Source organism: Fructilactobacillus sp. X8R4C1 (genome assembly GCF_059900905.1).
Genome location: NZ_JBWXVJ010000004.1, coordinates 19,228 through 37,408 on the forward strand (window position 1 = coordinate 19,228; position 18,181 = coordinate 37,408).

Below are 18,181 nucleotides of genomic sequence, written 5' to 3' on the forward strand. Positions count from 1 at the left end.
TCTCTTTGCTACTTATTCTTAATGACAAAATTCTTTGATTTACCGTGGTTACCACCATTATGACCTCGTGAATCACGACGTCTTGAGTCGTGACCACCGCGATGATTGCCAAAGCGTTTGTGACTGTTCCGGTCATTTCTCTTACCGCGATAACCGCCACCACGATGACCACCAAAGCCACCATGATTTTTAAGTGGTTTTTCGGCCGTAATGTGAACCTTAACCTGATCTCTTGTCATGTCATTCAAAAGAGCAGAAACCAAATCGACACTGTCATACTTTTCAAGGAGCTTTTTTGCGACCCGCTCAAACTTGGCAGTATCCGTCTTCTTTACTAACTTTTCAATATCATCTTCAGCAAATTTTAACTGACCAGCAAGGGCTTCGTCTTCTGAAGGTGGCTTTAAAGGAAGCATCCTAACTTTGGTAAGTCGTTCAATTCCCCTTAAATAACTCATCTCATTTGGAGTGACAAACGTTACTGAGGTACCATGATGACCGGCACGACCAGTTCGTCCAATTCGATGGACATAACTTTCTGGATCCTGGGGAATATCAAAGTTATAAACGTAAGTGACACCCGAAACATCAATTCCTCTAGCAGCCACATCAGTAGCCACTAAATAATTAATCTTGTCGTTCTTAAATTCGTTCATAATCTGAGTTCGCCGTTTTTGGGTTAAATCACCGTGAAGACCGGCTGCCCGATAACCACGCGCAATCAATCCCTTAGAAACTTCGTCGACTCGTCGTTTAGTTCGACAAAATACGATGGTAACCTTGGGTGTTTGAACGTCAAACAAACGGGTCATCGTATCAAACTTTTCGTTATCTTTAACCTTAACGTAGTACTGATCAACTAGGTCAGTGGTTAATTCCTTCGACTTAACCGTGATCTGCTTTGGATCTCTCATGAACTGAACCCCCACTCGTTTGATGGGTGCCGGCATGGTTGCTGAGAAAAGCAAAGTTTGCCGATCTTCTGGAATGTTCTTAATGATGCTTTCAATATCATCTAAGAATCCCATGTTAAGCATTTCGTCGGCTTCATCTAACACTAAGTACTTAACGTGTCCTAGTTTTAAGGTGCGACGATTAATGTGATCAAGAATTCGTCCTGGAGTTCCCACCACAATCTGTGGCTTCTTCTTCAAATCTCTAATTTGCTGGCGAATATCTGAACCACCATAAACTACTTGAACTCGAGCTCCTTCAACGCCACCAAGACGTTGCATCTCTTTTTGCGTTTGAATGGCAAGTTCTCTAGTTGGTGAAATTACAAGTGCCTGCACATCTGGATTATTCAGATCGATTTCTTGCAGGATTGGAAGGGCAAACGCAGCCGTTTTTCCAGTTCCAGTTTGAGCCTGTCCAATAACATCCTGACCCTTTAACAATAATGGAATTGTCTGAGCCTGAATTGGAGTGGGTTCGTCAAAGCCTGATTTTTCCACGGCTTTTAATAGACTATCAGATAGTCCTAAATCTTTAAACTTCAAATGTGTTCCTCCTATTGAAACTACAATTGTGAATTCAATGATTTGCTTGGAAAAAATCCGTTTTCCATAATGCGCAAATCGTCTGATTCACATTTATTTCTATATTCTTCAGCGATTACGTGTCTAAAACATATTACACCATCTGGCCTAATTTCACAAACCGAAGAACCTATTCTAACGCTTTTAAAACTCGTTCTAAGTGAATTCCGTGACTCCCTTTTAACAAGACTTCATCCCCAGTAGACAACTGGGAGTCTAGGCTTTTAGCTAATTGATCAAGCTGATCAACTGGATAATAATGAAGGGCATTTTGATTGGGATATTTTTTTTGCAACATTTGATATAGAGACTTCATAAGTGGTCCAACTAGGTAAACCTGGTTAATCAATTGCGGATCGATTGCATCAGAAATATCCTCATGCATCTCCACTCCCTTATCACCAAGTTCCAGCATGTCACCTAGAACTGCAACTCGCTTCCCTTGTAAATGAGTGGATTGAAACGCCTTTAAAACGGCTTTTAGAGCTGATGGGTTCGAATTATATACGTCACTTAAAATCATTTCACCATTTTGACCCTTAACCCATTCAGTTCGATTATTAGTAAAACTGGCATGGTCTAGTGCTGATTTCATGTTGGCCGGCAGGATTTCCGCTAGTTCACCAACTTCAATGGAAGCAAGTGCATTGTTGACGTTATAGTCACCAATTAGCGGAATGGTGAATTTCATGTTTCCAAACCGATTGGTCTTAAACGTCGTTTCGTGGTCGCCGTCATAGACATCCTTTGGGTAAATATCGTTAGTGTCTTTTCTTCCAAAGGTCAACTTTTCAACGTCAAGTGATTTAGCCCGTTCGTTTAATAAGGGTTCGTCACCGTCATAGACAAACACCCCATCTGGCCTAAGTCCATGGGTAATCTCCATTTTGGCATCCGCAATCTTAGCACGGGTTCCGAAAAACTCAATGTGAGCTTCCCCAATCATGGTAATGACGGCGATGTCAGGCTTAACTAGCTTACTTAAAAAGTCAAGTTGGCCGGGTCGATCCATCCCCATCTCTACCACCAAATATTCTGTGTTAGATTCCATGGAAAGGATCGTAATCGGGACTCCAATCTCATTATTAAAGTTAGCGTGCGTCTTAGTAACATTAAACTGAGTGGCAAGAATTGAAGCAATCATGTCTTTAGTAGTGGTCTTGCCATTACTTCCGGTAATTGCCACCACTTTAGGGTTAATCTTATTTAAATAGTGTCGACTGAGATCCTGTAGGGCCTTTAGTGTGTCATCGACTAAAATAACCGGAAAATCCTTCGGAACATCACTAATTCGACTTTGACTCCAAAACGTTGCGTTAGCCCCGTTTTTGATGGCACTAGCAATGAAATCGTGCCCATCATGATTCCCAGTGAGTGGAACAAAAAGATCATGCGGTTTTAATTTCCGACTATCAAACGAAACTCCCGTTATTTCAACGTTTTCGTATTTTTTTGAATTCAAGTCACCATTAACGGATTTTGCAACCTCTAAAAGGTTCATTTTCATAACAAAAACTCCTCTTAATTCGATGTAAATGCATTTAAAGTATATCAGAAAAAAATCAATAAAAAAGCGACTCAGCTGGTTTAAACCAAATCGTTTAATTCTCCCTCATCATCAACGTCTCTTTGAAGTTCCCACGTTTTAGTGGAAATATCATAAGTAATTTGACCAACTTTAAAGGCTCCACTTTTCAACTGGTCATAAGAGTTCCAAATTACCTTTGGAGATCGTTTTTTGTGTCTCATTAAGGGAATCTCAAGCTTTGGTCTCTTCATAACTATCATATCACACGGAATAATAACTCCCGTAATTCCCAGTTTTAACAACTTGGTCATGGTACGTTCGTCGATATCCCTAAACGGCACTGACTTTACGAACATTCGTCTACTGTTCCACTGCTTTTTTAGATGCCGTTTAATGCAGACAGCTAAAATTTGATTAATGGCACTAAAATGACGCATGTATACCTTTGTAAAGCCAGTGGATTCACCCAAAAACACAAATTGATTCTTCAATTTAACCGAAAATGGACTCGTTTGATTGAGTGGGATACCCATGTGACTCAAGTACAATAAATCTGCGATTTCATCCTCATTTAAAGAATCCAGATCCTCCCGGTTTCTAAAATCAACCCATTTCTTGGTACTAATTTTATTGTTAATCATGTACTCTCTAATTTCATTTTGACCGGTAATTAAATCAAATTTAGTGGACATATTGAAATCATTTGCGTAACGATAATCATCATTTAATAAAATAATATTTTGGGGATCGTTCTTAATTCCGTTTAAAAAATCCAACGGAAGAATTCCCCAACTGTAGGCAAAATTCTTAACTGGATTAACCTGAAAATACACTGTGTTAATTAACATATTTGTCTTGCTCCAATCCTTATTACCCCTTTCACCATAAAATAAGATTTTAATAACCATTTTTCCAACTCACGTCATTTTCTTACGTTATAATTAGCATTCATTTTTATATATATGAAGTTCAATTACTGTTAATATAGTAATAACGATTTAAATTTCGGGAGTGTGGATTATGAAAAAAACTAACGTTTTATTTGTCTGCTTGGGGAACATATGTCGATCTCCCATGGCAGAAGCAATGTTTAAAAAAATGCTTATAAATAAAGGACTTTCAAATCATTATTCAGTAAGTTCAGCTGCCACCGAAAACGATGAAGCGGGTAGTCGTCCTCATCCTGGTGCTCAAAAAACCATGGACGCTCATCACTTAGATTATAGTGGGAAACAATCCCACCCAATCACCGCTTACGACATCGATCATGCTGATTACATTATTACCATGGATGACTACAATATCAGTGATCTTAAAAAGATGATCCCCAAAAGTCAATGGAATAAGCTTCATTTATGCATGGACATTGTTCCCGGTAAAAAGGGAGTCAACATCGTTGATCCTTGGTATACCCATCGATTTGAGGATACCTATCAAATGCTGGATCAATCTTTGCCCTTGTGGCTAAAGTACATGCAAGAACATCATAACAGCAAACAGGAAGGAAGCGAATCATTTGAATCAGAATAAAGCCCCAATCTCTGATCCGGTTCCTTCAGAAATATGGCACAAAAACCTAGTAGCACTATGGTTTGGGATGTTCATGAATGGATTAGGTTTTAGTGAAGTCATGCCTTTTCTCTCCTTGTTCATCGCTACCCTAGGCCACTATAATTCTAGTCAACTAAGTATCTATAGTGGGCTTGCTTTCTCAGCCTCTTTCATTGTTACCGCCGTCGTCTCTCCCATTTGGGGATCTTTGGCTGACAGATACGGACGAAAAGTGATGCTTTTACGAGCATCACTTGGAATGGCAATCTGTCTAATATTGATGGGCTTTGTTACTGCTGTTTGGCAGTTAATTGCCCTTCGATTTATTCAAGGAATCTTCTCTGGATACATGAGCAATGCCAACGCCTTACTTGCGACTCAGGTACCAAAGCGAGAAAGTGGGAAAGCCCTTGGAATTTTAACCACCGGCAACGTCTCAGGAACCCTTTTTGGTCCCTTCATTGGCGGAATCTTAGCTTCTGTCTTTAGTTATCGTCTTACCTTCTTCATTACTGGTGGTTTACTCATTTCCGTCTTTTTTGTCACGCTATTTTTCGTTAAAGAACACTTTAAACCGGTTGCAAAAGAAGATAACCTATCTACCAAACAGGTTATTTTCGAACTTTCAAACGTCAAACTGATTTTTGGAATGTTCTTGACCACCCTGATTATTCAAGCCTCTAATTTCTCCATTTCACCCATTCTGTCACTGTACGTCAAAGAAATCATGCACAATAGTCCTCAAGTCACCTTCTACAGTGGAATTGTTGCCGCAGTTCCGGGGATTGCCACGCTTTTTGCCGCCCCCAAACTGGGAGCATTAGGCGATCGAATCGGGACCTCCAAGATTATGCTAGGCGGTTTCATCTTTGCCATCTTGGTCTACATCCCCATGGCGTTTGTAACCAACGTCTGGGAATTAATGGGACTCAGATTCCTAATTGGAATCTCCAACGCCTGTATGTTACCTGCCGTTCAAACCATTTTGGCTAAAAACACCCCATCTAACGTTACTGGTCGGATTTTTAGCTGGAACCAGTCCATGCAAGCAGCTGGAAACTGTATCGGACCCATCATCGGCTCCATTGTTTCTTCTTTGTTTGATTACTCAAGTGTGTTCATTTCAACCGCGATCCTTGTCTTCATTAACTTCTTGTTAGTATTAAACGAAACCAGAAACGAACAGAAGACCGTAAACTAAATTTAGACAAAAAAAGAGCCAACTAAAAGTTGGCTCTTTTTATTTATTATTATTTGTCGGCAAGACCATATTTCTTGTTGAAACGATCGACCGCACCATCTGCTTGGTTGAACTTTTGCTTACCAGTGTAGAATGGATGTGAATCAGATGAAATTTCAACTCGGATTAATGGGTAAGTGTTGCCGTCGTCCATTTTGACGGTTTCATCAGAGGTTGCAGTTGAACCAGTAATGAACTTAAATCCAGTACTTGAATCTTGAAAAACAACTTGATGAAAATCTGGATGAATTCCTTTTTTCATAATATTTCGCTCCTTTTGCCCTAAACACAGTTCAGAGATTGATTATCGAATATAACATCAACCATAATAGCTTAACATTATTTTTTGACGTACGCAATAGGACCCAGGCGTTAGTCGTCCTGGTCAATCATCTGGACGTTAGCGTGTAGATTGGTTAATTTATTAGTAATATTATCATATCCGCGTAAAATATTGTCCGCATTTTCAATGACGGTCTTACCACTAGCCATCAGCCCAGCAATGACCAAGGATGCCCCAGCGCGGATCTCTCCGGCTTGAACGGTTGTCCCATGGAGGTTCTCACTCTTACTGATAATAATTGAATTATCAGTTGGATTGACCTTGATATTAGCCCCCATCTTCTGGAGCTGGGCAATGTGATTCTGACGTTCCGGATAAATCGTATCGTGAATCACACTATCCTCGTCTGCTTTAAACAGCATGGGGGTAATTGGTTGTTGTAAATCCGTTGCAAATCCTGGAAATGGTGCCGTTTTAATCTCGATACCATTTAATTTCCCAGTCTTTGGAACATAAATACTGTCTTCGCCAACTTCTAATTGAACGCCGGCTTCAATCAACTTAGCCGTGTAGGCTTGTAAATGCTCAGGAATTACGTTCTTAACGTTAATTCCCTTCCCAACAGCGGCGGCTAACGTCAAATATGTTCCCGCTTCAATTCGATCAGGGATAATCGTATGCGTCGCCTTGGCCTGGAGATGATCAACGCCTTGAATCCTGATGACGTCGGTCCCAGCTCCCCTGATCTTAGCTCCCATACTATTCAAAAACGATGCAATATCAATAATTTCCGGTTCTTTAGCGGCATTACTAATGGTAGTAACCCCATCAGCCTTTACCGCTGCCAGAATCGTGTTGATCGTCGCTCCAACCGAGACCATGTCAAAGAAAATTGAAGCACCATGAAGTCCATTTTCCGTTGCATTAATATCGACCGAATCATCACTTTCATTGACTTCTGCACCCAAAGCCTTAAAGGCGCGAATGTGCTGGTCAATTGGCCGTGGTCCGATATTGTCTCCACCAGGGAAACTAATCGTGGCACGATGAAACTTGCCAAGAAGCGCTCCCATAAAATAATAGGAAGCACGCAGACTTTTAATTGCTTTACCGGGCAATTCACCCTCAAGTATATTAGTTGGATCAATGTTTAAGACACCATCTGAAAAATCAGATGTTACGTTCATCGACTGGAGGATTAGCATGAGATTATGCACATCCAGGATATCGGGAACCATGTCAAGTTCCACTGGACTATCCGCCAAAATAGCGGCTGGTATCAAAGCAACCGTACTATTCTTAGCTCCGCCAACGGTGACGTCGCCGTATAGAGGATGTCCTCCTGATATTTTTAGTATCGTCATAATTGGTAATCCTCACTTATATCATATCTTTTAATAATAATCATAGGAAAGTTTTCACCAAAACACAATACAAAATCAGAAATTATTTTATTAAGATTATAAAGAAGCCTGATTACTTCTTGTGATTATGCATGTGTTCTTTGTCGGAAGCGGCGACAAACGCCTTGAATAATCCCTCGGGACGATTTGGCCGTGATAAAAATTCGGGATGGTATTGTGCTGCAACATAAAATTTATTGGCTGGAACTTCGACTACTTCAACCAAGTGATCATCTGGTGAGGTTCCAGAAATAACTAAGCCAGCATCTTCCAAGTCTTTTCTAAATTTATTATTGAATTCATAACGATGACGATGACGCTCTGAGATTTCCTTTTTGTTGTCGTATGCAGCGGCGGCTTTACTCCCTGCTTTTAACTTAGTCTTATAAGCACCCAAGCGTTGGGTTCCACCAGCATCAGTAACATCATTTTGATCGGCCATGAGATCAATCACATTGTGCTTAGTTTGCGGATCAAATTCAGTTGAGTTGGCATCCTTATAACCCACAACGTCTCTAGCATATTCGATGGTAGCAATCTGCATTCCAAGGCAAACACCTAAATAAGGAACATCATTTTCTCTAGCATATCGAGCGGCTTGAATCATTCCTTCGACCCCTCGATTACCAAATCCACCAGGAACCAAGATTCCGTCCATTCCCTTTAACTTCTTAGAAACGTTGTCTCTGTTAATCGTACCCGCATCAACCATGTGAATGTTAACCTTATCGTCAGCAGCATAACCAGCATGTTTTAAAGCTTCATTGACGGACAAATAAGCATCGTTTAGATCAACATACTTACCAACAATGGCAATGTTAACCTCACCCTTGAGATTTCTGATGTGCTTCTCCATCTTCTTCCAGTCTTTCATGTCAGCCTCTGGAGCTTTAACGTTAAAGTGCTTTAAAATCTCATCGTCCATGTCCTGTTTTTGAAAACTAAGCGGGATTTGGTACAAGTTAGGAGCATCGATGGACTCTATGATATCCTTAACCGGAACATCACAGAACATGGCAATTTTTTTCTTCATCTCATCACTAACTGGTTTCTCAGCACGAAGAACCAACATATCGGGTTGAATGCCAATTCCCCTTAATTCTTTAACACTGTGCTGGGTTGGTTTGGTTTTCATTTCCTTTGCGGCGTGCAAGTATGGAACAAGCGTAACGTGAATATAAAAAGTATTCTCGTCACCGACTTCATGTTTCATCTGACGGATGGCTTCCAAAAACGGGAGGGACTCGATGTCTCCAACCGTTCCACCAATTTCTGAAATAACGATATCAGCGTCCGTGCTTTGAGCGGCACTCATAATCTTTTGTTTAATCATTCCAGTAATGTGAGGGATGACCTGAACGGTTCTCCCAAGATAATCTCCGTGACGTTCTTTTCTTAAAACTTCTTCATAGATTTTACCGGTCGTAAAGTTAGAGTACTTGTTTAAATTGTTATCAATAAAACGTTCGTAATGACCTAAATCAAGATCAGTTTCAGCACCATCATCGGTAACAAAGACTTCTCCGTGTTGATAAGGATTCATTGTTCCCGGATCAATGTTGATATATGGATCAAATTTTTGGATCGTAACGTTAAAACCACGATTCTTCAATAATCTTCCGATTGAAGCCGAAACAATTCCCTTTCCTAAGGAAGAAACTACTCCACCGGTTACAAAAATATACTTAGTCATGCTTAACTCCTCCATCAAATTTAGGTTACAACATAAAAAAAGCTCCCCATTCATTGAATAGGGAGCGGTTACTTATTCGAAATACTTCACATGTCTGCAAAGTGCCCAAATAGTATGTTAAGTGATTCTACATAATTAGTCAAGTTTAATCATTGTCGTCGTCATCATCTTTTTTATCGTCATCGTCATCTGGATTGACCTCTGAGAGGTCGCCTTCAACACCATCATCATCGTCAATGGCGTCATCATCAGTATCAGGATTTTCTTCATCAAGATCCTTATGATACTTATCCTTGTCGTCAGGGGTATCATCAAAATCATCCTGATCTTCTGGATCATCGTTATCATAGTCGATCACGTCATCATCGTCAGCTGCATCAGCCATAAAAGCATTCACCTTACGATGCTTTTTGGGAGTATTACCGTTGTCTTCTTCACCTTCATTGATGGTGGCTTCGTTAATGGATTCATATGGGTACCAAGTACGAAGACCCCAAACGTTATTGCCAAGGGAAATAAAACTCCCATCAACATTAAGGTCTGTGTAGAATTGAGGTAAACGATCACGAATTACTTGGTTGCTGTCCCCCAAGTATTTTTGTACTTCGTTGGTTAAATCAACGAATGACATGGTTTTACCAGCATCAGCTAAAATTGCATGAGCCACTTCAACCATTGATAATTCGCTTTTATCTTGCTTGTCTAATTCTTTAAGTTCCAATTCGACCACGCCTTTCTAGATTCCTAACAGACTAATAATACTAGTTTAACATTTAAATTGCAATTTGACTCGATAGTCGCCGACTTTCTGTCCGTCGGTGTACAACTCATAGTTAATCTCAATCATTTGCCAGCCGTTTTTATCATCTCTAGATTGCTTAATGCTAGTGGTATGTGCCCCAATTTTTAGATTACCAAATGGCGTTCGGTACAAGTCTTCGATTGTTTCGTTCGGTTTAAAATGAAGTTCAAGATGATTTTTGCCAGCACGAGTTAACCGAATCGCATCTTTTCCAATCCGGTAGGTGACAGGAACGTCCGGCTGTCCGTCAACGTGTTCAACGTAACGTAAATAACGATAGCCGTTGAGCATAACTAGTTGCCCATTTTCTTTAAAATGATGGTGTTCGACATTTTCGTCCTGTTTTATTTCGATTACAATCTCAACTTGAACTTTTTCGATCTTTTCGTTTTCTGTCAAAAATATCACCTCACAAATTTGATTTTACGCCGTTAGCAATGGAAATGCACTAACTTTGAGTTTGTCATGACGTTTATTTTTATTTCAGTTATAATGAAGAGAGATTAGTATAAGTGGAGGTCTTTTATTGAAGTATTACAATCAACCATTGAAATATGACAAAGTTTTTCGTGACCCAGTTCTGGGTCACGTTTACGTTGAACACCAAGTAATTCTTGATCTCATTAATACGCCTGAATTTCAACGTCTAAGACGAATCAAGCAGTTAGGAACTACTTCATTAACCTTTCACGGAGCAGAACACACCCGATTTAGCCACTCTTTAGGAGTGTATGAAATTACTAGACGAATTTGTGATAATTTTAAGCGAAATTATCCGTCTAAAAAAGCGGGTGATGGCTTATGGGACGATTCAGAACGAATTGTGGCCCTGTGTGCCGCTCTACTTCACGACGTTGGTCATGGAGCTTATTCACATACGTTTGAACACATTTTTCACACCAATCACGAACAGATTACCCAGCAAATCATCACTTCAAACGAAACGGAAATTAACCACGTCTTAAGTGAGGTCGGTCCCGATTTTCCCGAACGCGTCGCCAGTGTCATTAACAAGACCTATGACAATCCGCAAGTCGTCCAAATGATTTCAAGTCAAGTTGATGCCGATCGGATGGACTACCTTCTAAGCGATTCATATTACACCGGAGCACAATACGGTAATTTTGATTTGGATCGGATTCTTCAGGTGATGCGTCCGTACTCTGGTGGGATTTGTTTTCGGGCAAGTGGTTTACATGCGATTGAGTACTACATTGTTTGTCGTTTTCAAATGTATCAACAAGTATACTTCCATCCCGTCTCACGTTCGATGGAGGTTATTTTAAGTCACCTACTGATGCGGGCGAAAGAATTAGCGTTACAACCTAAGAGCACCTTTAAGCCTAGTCTTTTAATGCCAATCTTTTCTAATAACTACTCCCTAGATGATTATTTACAAATTGACGATGGGGTGCTTAACACCTACTTCGTCATGTGGCGAAAGTCGGAAGATCCGATTCTCTCTGACCTCGCCAAACGTTTCTTAAATCGGCGTCCCTTTAAATCCGCTAAATACAATGATCAGACGGAATTTTTAATCCCTAAGCTACAAAAGATCATTGAAAAAGCCGGATTTAATCCAAAGTACTACACTGCCACTGACAACAGTTTTGATCAGCCCTACGATGTCTACGATCCCAAAAGTAAACATCAAAACGCCCAGATTGAACTGATGGAAAATGATGGTAATTTGGTAGAACTTTCTCAGGCTAGTGACCTAGTTCGTGCCATTACCGGAAAACTAATTGGTGACAAGCGTTTTTTCTTTCCACGTGAAATGCTTAAGCCAACAAAAAACGTTGAACTCTTTCAACCTTTATACGATGAATTTCAAAAATACATTGATAATGACAACCTTATAATTCCAAAGGAGAACTAACATGGATATCAAATTAATTGCCATCGATATCGACGGCACCCTATTAAACGAAAAAAATCAATTAGCAAAAGCAACCATCAAAGCTATTACTAAAGCCTGCAATCAAGGCATAAAAGTGGTCCTTTGTACTGGTCGCCCCATTACTGGCGTAAAGCCATACCTTGATAAACTCGGAATTGACGGAGACGATGAATACGCCATCACTTATAATGGTGCTTTAGTCGAAACGGTTAGTGGTAAAGTGTTAATCAAAGAAACGGTTAAGTATGATGACTTTTTAGAAATTGAAATGATGTCACGAGAAATGGGCGTCCACTTCCAAATCGAAACGGTTGATTCCATTACCACTACCAATCGTGATATCAGTCCCTTTTCCGTTGAAGAAAGCCATCTTGTTTCGATGCCCATCAAATATCGAACTCCTGGTGAAATCACTCGTGACGTCAACATTTACAAACTGATGTACGTTGATTATCCGGACAAGATCACCAAAGCAAAGGGCAATCTACCAAAATCAATCTACGACCGAATGAGTGTCGTTCAGAGTTCACCGGTCTTTCTTGAGTTTATGAACTCAAATTCAAGTAAAGGCAATGCCTTACGGGATCTTTCCGAAAAGCTTGGTTTAAAGCCAGATAACGTCATGGCCATTGGCGATCAGGGGAATGATATTTCGATGATCAAGTTTGCGGGACTGGGAGTGTCCATGGGTAACGGAATCGATGAAGTTAAAAAGAACGCCCAATTTGTTACTAAACCTAATTCAGAAGATGGGGTAGCATACGCCATCAATAAGTACGTTAATCAATAACAAACGAGCGCAAAAAAATAATCTTAGCATTTTAAGCTAAGATTATTTTTTTATCCATTACTTTTTTTCATCATCCTTACCATAGTCAAACCGATGACTAAACAGCGGACTAACGGGACGATTTTCGTTAATTCTAGTAATTGCGTCTCCAATTAATGGTGCAACTGAAATTTGTTTGATCTTGTCAATTTTTTTATAATCGGGTAACTGAATGGAATCAGTCACAACCAGTTTCTTAATTGGCGAAGCTTCGATTCTTTCGGTTGCTGGCCCTGATAAGACGGGATGGGTACAACATGCATAAACTTCTGAAGCACCAGCATCCATTAAGGCTTGCGCACCTTTCGTAATGGTTCCAGCTGTATCAATCATATCGTCAATCATAATACAACGCTTCCCCTTTACATCCCCAATGATGTTCATAACTTGAGCAACGTTGGCTTTTGGGCGACGCTTATCAATAATAGCAATTGGAGCCTTTAAAAACTCAGCCATGGCACGAGCTCGACTCACCCCACCATGATCAGGTGAAACAACTACCGCGTCTTTTGCGAGTCCGTTCTTGATGAAGTAGTCAGCAAGGAGCGGTGCCCCCATCAAATGATCAACGGGAACATCAAAGAATCCTTGAATTTGAGCAGCATGTAAATCAAGGGCTACCAAACGTGTGATTCCATCTTTTTCCAGCATGTCTGCCACTAACTTAGCGGTAATTGGTTCACGACTTCGTGCTTTTCGATCTTGTCTAGCGTAACCATAGTATGGAATAACTACGTTAATGGTTTTGGCACTTGCTCTTCTTAAAGCATCGATCATGATTAATAATTCCATTAAATTATCATTAACGGGATCAGAAGTTGATTGGATAATATAAACGTTATCGCCACGAATGCTTTCTTCAATATTAATTTGAATCTCACCATCGCTAAAGCGACTGACGGAAGCTTTTCCCAAGGGAACTCCCACTCGTTTAGCAATCTTTTCTGCAAGCGGACGATTTGAATTTAAAGAAAAAATCTTTAATTTTGGATCAGCATACTTTTCAGCCATTATAACCCCCACATTTTTTTCCTACCTAATCAATTCCATTATATTATTTTCAGAAAACAATTTCACTATTTAGCTCAAATTAATTAGCGCCTTTAAAGGGAAGTTTTTTATAATAACCCGGCTTGTTAGTCTGGCGCTCTCTAGCAATTCCCATGTCATACTGATCCATGTCGTCGGTAATGGTCGAACCAGCCGCAATAAAGGTATGATCAGCGATGTGGACTGGGGCGATCAAGTTGGAATTACTTCCAATAAAAGAATCATCACCAACCGTTGTGGTGTGCTTATGGGCTCCATCGTAATTCGCAAAAATCACTCCGCAACCAATATTAATATGTTTACCGAGTTTAGCATTGCCAACGTAAGTCAGATGACCCATCTTGGTTCCCTCGCCAATGGTGGCACTTTTGACCTCACAGAAGTTGCCAATGTGAACATTCTTTTCAATCTTAGCACCCGGTCTTAAATGACTATCTGGTCCGATATCAGAACCTGGCATCATCTCAGAATCTTCAATTACCGAAGAGAAGACCTTAACGTTATCATGAATTTTACTGCCAGAAATTTTAGAGTGGGCACCAATGATACAATTACTACCGATTTCCGTCCCATTTTGAAGTTGAACTCCTGGTTCAATAATGGTATCCTGACCAATTTTAATGTCACTATCAATATAGGTATCATCGGGATTAACAATCGTAACACCATTTTGCATGTGCTGACGATTAATCCGGGCTTGCATAATTTGAGTGGCACGGGCCTGAGCGACCCGATCGTTTACACCCATCGATTCATTAAAGTTCGCCATCTTGTAGGCAGCAATTGTGTGACCCTCATTTTTTAAAACTTCAATGGCATCAGTTAAATAATATTCACCCTGAGCGTTATCGTTATTAATCTTGTGCAAAGCCTCAAATAACGAATGATTATCAAACACGTAAACCCCAGTGTTAATCTCATGAATGCCCTGCTCTTCCGGCGTAGCATCCTTTTGCTCCACGATCTTTTCTACAATCCCAATGTCATTTCTAACAATCCGGCCATAACCAGTCGGATCAGGAGCTTTAGACGTCAAAATGGTCGCGGTGGCCTTTTTTTGTTCGTGATACTCAAAGAGTTGCTTAAGAGTAGAGGAGGTAAATAATGGAGTATCACCACTAATAACTAACGTCTCACCATCTGAGTTCTTTAAAAGTCCTTCAGCTCGTGCAACGGCATCGCCAGTCCCAAGTTGTTTATCTTGGATGACGTACTCACAACGATTGCCCAGTTCGTTTTCCACATCTTCAGCACCGTAACCAACAATCGTGATGATGTTATCCATATCTAACTTGGATACCTGCGTCAAAACATGGTCAACCATTGATTTCCCACAAATTCGGTGGAGAACTTTATATAACTTGGACTTCATCCGGGTGCCCTTACCAGCCGCTAAAATAATCGTATTCTTTGAACTCATTTTTGTTCCCCTTGTAATTAATTTTTAATTTGTACTCCCAAAAATTTTTTGGGCATAATTGCCAGGTTTAATCTCAATCTGATCATCTTTAATATCCATTTTAAGTAATGAAGTAAAATCAGTAACCTTTCTGTGACCTGGGTCATCGGTTTCAACAAAAACCGTACTGCCCACCAGATGACAATCGAACTCATCAATCAGGGACGTCAGACCAGAAATCGTTCCACCACCACGCAAAAAATCATCAACAATCAAAACGTTAGAACCTGGCTTCAGGCTTCTTTTTGAGATTGTCATTCGTTTAACTTCTTGACTAGATGCGGAAACGTAGTTAACACTCACGGTCGACCCCTCAGTAATTTGAGAGTCGTGCCTAGCAATTACCAGTGGCACATTTAAATACGTGGCAGAAGCTTCGGCAACTGGAATTCCTCTCGTTGCCACCGTTAGTACTGCGTCAACTTTCTGAAACAGGTATTGGGTGGCAATGATCCGCCCAATGGTTTTCAACTTCTCCGGTTGGCCTAAAATATCGGACATATAAACATAACCACCAGGAAGATAACGATCGTTATCGTTTAAGATGTCAGAGACCTCTTTAATAAACTGATCAGCCGCCTCTTTTAAAATGTATGGCGTAAATTTGGCGCCCCCAGAAGCTCCGGGAACGGTCTCAACCAGACCAATCCCACGTTGTTGAAATGCTTGCTTCACAATGGCTAAGTCCTCACTAATGGAAGATTTAGCAGAATTGTAGCGCTTAGCGAAAAAAGTTAATGGTACTAATGTATGAGGACGGTTTAATAGATAGTTTGTCATATCTACTAATCGTTCACTTCTTTTAAATTTCATGCTTTCACCTCGTCATAAATTGGCACACAAGGAAATTTTAGCATAAATGTTCGTGTTTTACTTCACTTTATCGAAAAAAGAGTAAAAAAAGAGGAACTAAATCAAATTAGCCCTCCCTAAAGTGATTATAAATCAGTGATCCAAAGTAAATGGCAACCTCAATAACAGCAATAAAGAAACTTACCGGCCAGTTCGTGTAGTATCCAAGCGTTAATCCGGCCCAAACTCCGATCAAACCAAAAACAATGGCCAGTCCAATCATTTTTCCGACTGAATGGGCAAAGTATTTAGCACTCGCAGCTGGCAAAGTCAAAAGGATAAAAATCAAAAGTGCCCCGACAATTTGAGCAGCCACGGAGACACTTAAGGCCAGCATCACTAGGAAAATCAATGAGAGGATTCCACTTGGAATTTTCTGGGCTCTGGCTCCCACTGCATCAAACGAATCAAACTTTAAGTCCCGATAAATACATAGGGTCACGATTAACACAATCACCGATAACCAAATCATCTGATGGACTTCAGAAGCACTGATTCCGACAATACTTCCGAACAAGATATTAGTGGCATAACTAGCACTACTGTTTGAAAGGGCTAGAAATAAGACTCCTAGTCCAATAAAGAGGGCCGAAACAGCACTGATGGTATCTTCTCGTCTTTCGGCAACGGAGCCAGCACTCATTCTCCCAACGAGAACCGAACTAATGGTGGTAAAGAGTAGCATCCCGTTTAACGGACTAATCCCAACAAACATTCCAAAGGAAGCTCCAGCAAACCCAATCTCAGATAAAGTGTGGGTCAGAAACGGCATGTTTCTTGAAACGACAAACACCCCGATGACCCCACAGACCACCGCAATGATGGTACTGGCTAAAAAGGCATTACGCATAAATTCAAAACTAAACATCGGCTTGCCCCTTCCAAAATTCTTCAACATTTAAGTTCTTAATTGGTCCAAATTCATAATTATCAGGACGCAAAAACAAGTATTCGTTAGCGAACTTCTTTGCTAGCGGAATGTCATGCGTAACAAAAATTACGGTTAACCCACTTTTGACGTTTAGATCGGAAACCACATTAAGCAGGTTCTCCTTGGCCTCTGGGTCAAGACTTGCCGTCGATTCATCCAAAATCAAAAGATCGGGTTTCACTACCAGCGCCTGTGCTAGATAAGCTCGCTGTTTTTCCCCACCGGAAGTTCTTCCTAATGGTTCTTTGGCAATATCAGTTAGGTTAGTCTCAGTTAGGACCTGATTTAACGTTTCACGATCTTTTCTTGAAAGCCATGGTAGTTTAAACCCACTAAAAGCTAGAGCAACAAAATCTTTTACCGACAACGGATATTCGGTATCAATATTTCTAAACTGGGGCACATACCCAATCTTGACCTGAGAACGATCCGGGATAAACTGAACCTTTCCACTGGTGGGCTTCAATTGACCAAGAATCACTTTGATCAAGGTGGTCTTCCCTACTCCATTCTGGCCTACAATGCTTAAAAAACTACCACGTTTCACGTTAAAGCTCAAATCACTTAAAACGTGTTTATCCGCAAAATTAACGGTTAAATTTTCTATCTTTAAAACTAAGTCATTCATATTTAAACTCCTACCATTTCGAGCTTCAATAGTACTAACGAAGCTTACTAACTAATCAATAGTTCTCAACTAATATAACACTGTTATCTTAAGACATGCAACTAACAGCTCGGGGAAATCATGGATTATCTTGACTAATTTAAATACCCACATCATCTTACTAACTACTAATAATATAAAGCAAAAAAAAAGACCTTTCGGTCAATTCATTAAACAAAGTTAATCTCGATGTTCTTGGTTAAAATATCAGTATAACTGTATGATACTTGTCCTAACTTCTCGTCTGGATCAAGTGTAATTAAAAATACAGCGGGAAATGTCTCAGCCAGAACCCCATCATATTCGTTAGTTCGTTTTCTTCCGGCTTGTGCAGTTACATGGATTTCCTGTCCAATGTGATTATCTAGAAATAATTTAATCTTAGATAGACTAGTTGGCATTATCAATCACCTCGCGTATTACTATTATACATTAAAATCAATATAATGTAAAGG

At 40.1% G+C, this 18,181-nt stretch carries 18 protein-coding genes; 4 read left to right on the plus strand and 14 right to left on the minus strand.

The annotated features are described in order from the left end of the window. Window positions 1-8: 8 nt before the first annotated feature. The 3 genes from cshA to AC6UDA_RS06075 all read right to left on the minus strand — a co-directional run bounded on the left by cshA (window position 9) and on the right by AC6UDA_RS06075 (window position 3,914). Window positions 9-1,499, minus strand: coding sequence for a degradosome RNA helicase CshA (cshA, locus tag AC6UDA_RS06065; RefSeq protein WP_500695764.1), 1,491 nt, complete (start codon window positions 1,497-1,499; stop codon window positions 9-11). A gap of 169 nt (window positions 1,500-1,668) precedes the next feature. Then, window positions 1,669-3,045: a UDP-N-acetylmuramoyl-tripeptide--D-alanyl-D-alanine ligase gene (locus AC6UDA_RS06070; RefSeq protein ID WP_500707466.1), complete on the minus strand. Its 1,377-nt coding sequence runs from the start codon at window positions 3,043-3,045 to the stop codon at window positions 1,669-1,671. Window positions 3,046-3,125: 80 nt separating this feature from the next. After that, on the minus strand, window positions 3,126-3,914 hold the full coding sequence (locus tag AC6UDA_RS06075) for a hypothetical protein (protein WP_500701207.1): 789 nt from the start codon (window positions 3,912-3,914) through the stop codon (window positions 3,126-3,128). Window positions 3,915-4,086: 172 nt separating this feature from the next. On the opposite strand from AC6UDA_RS06075, the gene AC6UDA_RS06080 reads away from it, so the two are divergent. Next, window positions 4,087-4,596: a low molecular weight protein-tyrosine-phosphatase gene (locus AC6UDA_RS06080; protein WP_500696918.1), complete on the plus strand. Its 510-nt coding sequence runs from the start codon at window positions 4,087-4,089 to the stop codon at window positions 4,594-4,596. Then, the gene (locus AC6UDA_RS06085; RefSeq protein WP_500699646.1) at window positions 4,583-5,818 is read left to right on the plus strand and encodes a multidrug efflux MFS transporter; all 1,236 of its coding nucleotides are present in this window, start codon (window positions 4,583-4,585) and stop codon (window positions 5,816-5,818) included. Before AC6UDA_RS06080 ends, AC6UDA_RS06085 begins: the two co-directional genes overlap by 14 nt. A 49-nt stretch (window positions 5,819-5,867) precedes the next feature. Here the strand turns inward: AC6UDA_RS06085 and AC6UDA_RS06090 are convergent, their stop codons facing one another. From AC6UDA_RS06090 to AC6UDA_RS06110, 5 genes are all read right to left on the minus strand, one after another. Next, window positions 5,868-6,119, minus strand: a complete 252-nt coding sequence (locus AC6UDA_RS06090) for a type B 50S ribosomal protein L31 (protein WP_500693987.1) — start codon at window positions 6,117-6,119, stop codon at window positions 5,868-5,870. A gap of 110 nt (window positions 6,120-6,229) precedes the next feature. Then, complete coding sequence (gene murA / locus AC6UDA_RS06095; protein WP_500693988.1) at window positions 6,230-7,504, minus strand: UDP-N-acetylglucosamine 1-carboxyvinyltransferase; 1,275 nt, start codon at window positions 7,502-7,504, stop codon at window positions 6,230-6,232. A gap of 112 nt (window positions 7,505-7,616) precedes the next feature. After that, a complete protein-coding gene (gene pyrG / locus AC6UDA_RS06100) occupies window positions 7,617-9,236 on the minus strand; it encodes a CTP synthase (RefSeq protein WP_500701208.1) in 1,620 nt (539 codons plus the stop codon). Between the two features lie 145 nt (window positions 9,237-9,381). After that, window positions 9,382-9,957 carry a DNA-directed RNA polymerase subunit delta gene (gene rpoE / locus AC6UDA_RS06105; protein ID WP_500695768.1) on the minus strand — a complete coding sequence of 192 codons (576 nt, stop codon included), beginning with the start codon at window positions 9,955-9,957 and terminating at the stop codon, window positions 9,382-9,384. A gap of 45 nt (window positions 9,958-10,002) precedes the next feature. After that, window positions 10,003-10,437, minus strand: a complete 435-nt coding sequence (locus tag AC6UDA_RS06110) for a YwiB family protein (protein ID WP_500706682.1) — start codon at window positions 10,435-10,437, stop codon at window positions 10,003-10,005. 127 nt (window positions 10,438-10,564) lie between these two features. On the opposite strand from AC6UDA_RS06110, the gene AC6UDA_RS06115 reads away from it, so the two are divergent. After that, entirely contained in the window at window positions 10,565-11,917 is a 1,353-nt protein-coding gene (locus tag AC6UDA_RS06115; RefSeq protein ID WP_500706684.1) for an HD domain-containing protein, read from the plus strand. A gap of 1 nt (window position 11,918) precedes the next feature. Beyond that, window positions 11,919-12,728: a sugar-phosphatase gene (yidA, locus tag AC6UDA_RS06120; RefSeq protein WP_500711343.1), complete on the plus strand. Its 810-nt coding sequence runs from the start codon at window positions 11,919-11,921 to the stop codon at window positions 12,726-12,728. A gap of 57 nt (window positions 12,729-12,785) precedes the next feature. Here the strand turns inward: yidA and AC6UDA_RS06125 are convergent, their stop codons facing one another. From AC6UDA_RS06125 to AC6UDA_RS06150, 6 genes are all read right to left on the minus strand, one after another. After that, window positions 12,786-13,778, minus strand: a complete 993-nt coding sequence (locus AC6UDA_RS06125) for a ribose-phosphate diphosphokinase (RefSeq protein ID WP_500693994.1) — start codon at window positions 13,776-13,778, stop codon at window positions 12,786-12,788. Between the two features lie 79 nt (window positions 13,779-13,857). Next, window positions 13,858-15,237: a bifunctional UDP-N-acetylglucosamine diphosphorylase/glucosamine-1-phosphate N-acetyltransferase GlmU gene (gene glmU, locus AC6UDA_RS06130; protein WP_500711345.1), complete on the minus strand. Its 1,380-nt coding sequence runs from the start codon at window positions 15,235-15,237 to the stop codon at window positions 13,858-13,860. 24 nt (window positions 15,238-15,261) lie between these two features. Then, the gene (gene purR, locus AC6UDA_RS06135) at window positions 15,262-16,089 is read right to left on the minus strand and encodes a pur operon repressor (protein WP_500693996.1); all 828 of its coding nucleotides are present in this window, start codon (window positions 16,087-16,089) and stop codon (window positions 15,262-15,264) included. Window positions 16,090-16,195: 106 nt separating this feature from the next. Next, a complete protein-coding gene (locus AC6UDA_RS06140; protein ID WP_500693997.1) occupies window positions 16,196-16,996 on the minus strand; it encodes a metal ABC transporter permease in 801 nt (266 codons plus the stop codon). After that, on the minus strand, window positions 16,989-17,687 hold the full coding sequence (locus AC6UDA_RS06145) for a metal ABC transporter ATP-binding protein (protein ID WP_500711347.1): 699 nt from the start codon (window positions 17,685-17,687) through the stop codon (window positions 16,989-16,991). The genes AC6UDA_RS06140 and AC6UDA_RS06145 overlap by 8 nt, the downstream gene beginning before the upstream one ends. A 209-nt stretch (window positions 17,688-17,896) precedes the next feature. Then, window positions 17,897-18,127 (minus strand): Veg family protein, encoded by a 231-nt coding sequence (locus tag AC6UDA_RS06150; RefSeq protein ID WP_500693999.1) that lies wholly within the window; start codon window positions 18,125-18,127, stop codon window positions 17,897-17,899. Between the last annotated feature and the right edge of the window lie 54 nt (window positions 18,128-18,181).

What these genes read in the sequence shown, in the direction of transcription:
- AC6UDA_RS06070 (WP_500707466.1), bottom strand. Translation starts at nt 3,045, where the DNA reads ATGAAAATGAACCTTTTAGAGGTTGCAAAATCCGTTAATGGTGACTTG.
- AC6UDA_RS06075 (WP_500701207.1), bottom strand. Translation starts at nt 3,914, where the DNA reads ATGTTAATTAACACAGTGTATTTTCAGGTTAATCCAGTTAAGAATTTT.
- AC6UDA_RS06080 (WP_500696918.1), top strand. Translation starts at nt 4,087, where the DNA reads ATGAAAAAAACTAACGTTTTATTTGTCTGCTTGGGGAACATATGTCGA.
- AC6UDA_RS06090 (WP_500693987.1), bottom strand. Translation starts at nt 6,119, where the DNA reads ATGAAAAAAGGAATTCATCCAGATTTTCATCAAGTTGTTTTTCAAGAT.
- murA (WP_500693988.1), bottom strand. Translation starts at nt 7,504, where the DNA reads ATGACGATACTAAAAATATCAGGAGGACATCCTCTATACGGCGACGTC.
- pyrG (WP_500701208.1), bottom strand. Translation starts at nt 9,236, where the DNA reads ATGACTAAGTATATTTTTGTAACCGGTGGAGTAGTTTCTTCCTTAGGA.
- yidA (WP_500711343.1), top strand. Translation starts at nt 11,919, where the DNA reads ATGGATATCAAATTAATTGCCATCGATATCGACGGCACCCTATTAAAC.
- AC6UDA_RS06125 (WP_500693994.1), bottom strand. Translation starts at nt 13,778, where the DNA reads ATGGCTGAAAAGTATGCTGATCCAAAATTAAAGATTTTTTCTTTAAAT.
- glmU (WP_500711345.1), bottom strand. Translation starts at nt 15,237, where the DNA reads ATGAGTTCAAAGAATACGATTATTTTAGCGGCTGGTAAGGGCACCCGG.
- purR (WP_500693996.1), bottom strand. Translation starts at nt 16,089, where the DNA reads ATGAAATTTAAAAGAAGTGAACGATTAGTAGATATGACAAACTATCTA.
- AC6UDA_RS06140 (WP_500693997.1), bottom strand. Translation starts at nt 16,996, where the DNA reads ATGTTTAGTTTTGAATTTATGCGTAATGCCTTTTTAGCCAGTACCATC.
- AC6UDA_RS06145 (WP_500711347.1), bottom strand. Translation starts at nt 17,687, where the DNA reads ATGAATGACTTAGTTTTAAAGATAGAAAATTTAACCGTTAATTTTGCG.
- AC6UDA_RS06150 (WP_500693999.1), bottom strand. Translation starts at nt 18,127, where the DNA reads ATGCCAACTAGTCTATCTAAGATTAAATTATTTCTAGATAATCACATT.